At 37.3% G+C, this 1,556-nt stretch carries 2 protein-coding genes; one reads left to right on the top strand and one right to left on the bottom strand.

Features of this window, described 5'->3' with window-relative positions:
- Positions 1–13: 13 nt before the first annotated feature.
- Entirely contained in the window at positions 14–523 is a 510-nt protein-coding gene (locus L1D46_RS20590; protein WP_130051407.1) for a DUF2062 domain-containing protein, read from the bottom strand.
- A 96-nt stretch (positions 524–619) separates the two neighbouring features.
- Between L1D46_RS20590 and L1D46_RS20585 the strand changes: the two genes are divergently transcribed.
- On the top strand, positions 620–1,556 hold a 937-nt coding region (locus L1D46_RS20585; RefSeq protein WP_239978165.1), incomplete at its 3' end, for a ComEC/Rec2 family competence protein.

Raw genomic sequence — 1,556 nt, 5'->3', positions numbered from 1 at the left:
ATACTGAAATCAGTTATTTTTTATGGCGATGTATCCACGCTTTACGAACAGAGCGTTTCCAAAGCATGTCGGTAGCAAAATAGCCTATGATTGCAGCAGCTGTTGCACAAATGAGTGAACCGACTAAAAAGGCTGGGCCAATTGTTGTTAGACTATCTATAAACCATTGCCAGCTTGGTTCAAATTGGAAGTGCTGCTGTGGTTGAGCAAGTGCAATAGTGCCAACAATATATGAACAATAGAAAATAGGAGGCATGGTCAGTGGGTTAGTGATCCACACTGTTGCAACAGAAATCGGTAAATTCACTCGAAATGGAATAGCCAGGGCGGCTGCAAGAACCATTTGAAAAGGAACAGGGATGAACGCAAAAAATAAACCAACCGCAAATGCACCGCGTGCTGAGCGTCTATTTAAGTGCCATAAATTGGCATCATGCAATAAACGACCAAAAATTCTTAAATACTTGTGTTCTCTTACCTTGTTATGATCAGGTAAAAAGCGTTGGATCGTTTTTTTAGCCATTTAAAGCAACCATTTACATCTATTTGGTTATGCAGCGGCTTTGTCATAGGCTGTTTTTTCACCCTATATACATTTAGCACTGCGGCGTTTTATATAATGAGTTTTGCTGTATTGCTAGCAGGTGCCTATTTTAAGCCTTTTTTAACTCTATTGTCAGGGTTTATTTGCGCTATTTTAGTAGTGATTTTTCATTACTTCATTTTTTACTCAACCTCTGACTGTCAAATCGATTATCAACAAAGGCGATTAGTTCGATTTGAGGTGGTTGAAACATACAGTGATAAAAGCCCTTACTATCTAAAAGCCAATTTAAAAAGTATTGAATCTTGTCCTGCTACGATTCGACCAACTCCTTTTGCGATGCTAAGTATTTCATCAGATAAACCCGTTGTTTCAGGTGATGAAATAAGTGCATCCCTAAAACTTAAGCGTTATCGTTCTGTTAAGAATTTCTATAGTTTTGATAGAGAAAGGCAAGCGCTACTCGAGCGAATATTTTATAAAGGTCGAAGCGTGGGAGAAATAACTTATCTAGATCATCATACCAATACGAGTTTACGTGATAGATACCTAAAATTCATAGATAAAATTACAGCAAATAGCCGATTACAGTGGCTCTATTATGCGCTTTTAACTGGCGATAAAAGCAAAATTAGCTACGAAGATAATAATCAATTGCGTGAATTAGGTTTAAGTCATTTGCTTGCTATTTCAGGACTTCATATCGGACTTATATATGCAGTAGGGTTTTTTAGCTCGAAGTGGTTGCTAAGAGTCAGTCATTTGCCTATTCGGCAATCATTCCAACTGAATAATATTTTTGCTTTATTTGGATTTAGTTGTTCATTTATTTATGTCTACCTCAGCGGTTTCATTGTCTCTGCCAGTCGTGCACTTGTAATGCTTGGGTGTTATTTGGTTATTTATAATTTGGGTAAAAATCCGCTGCGTTGGCGCTCAATTCTTTATGCTTTATGTATCGTATTGTTGATAGATCCATTTTCAATGTTGAACCCTGGGCTCTATTTTAGTT

Origin of the sequence: Pseudoalteromonas sp. Isolate3 (genome assembly GCF_022398505.1) — a bacterium.
GTDB lineage: Bacteria > Pseudomonadota > Gammaproteobacteria > Enterobacterales > Alteromonadaceae > Pseudoalteromonas > Pseudoalteromonas apostichopi.
This window is presented reverse-complemented; position numbering and strand designations above follow the sequence as displayed.

Excerpts from the sequence above, each read along its gene's own strand:
- L1D46_RS20590 (WP_130051407.1), bottom strand. The coding sequence starts at position 523 with ATGGCTAAAAAAACGATCCAACGCTTTTTACCTGATCATAACAAGGTA.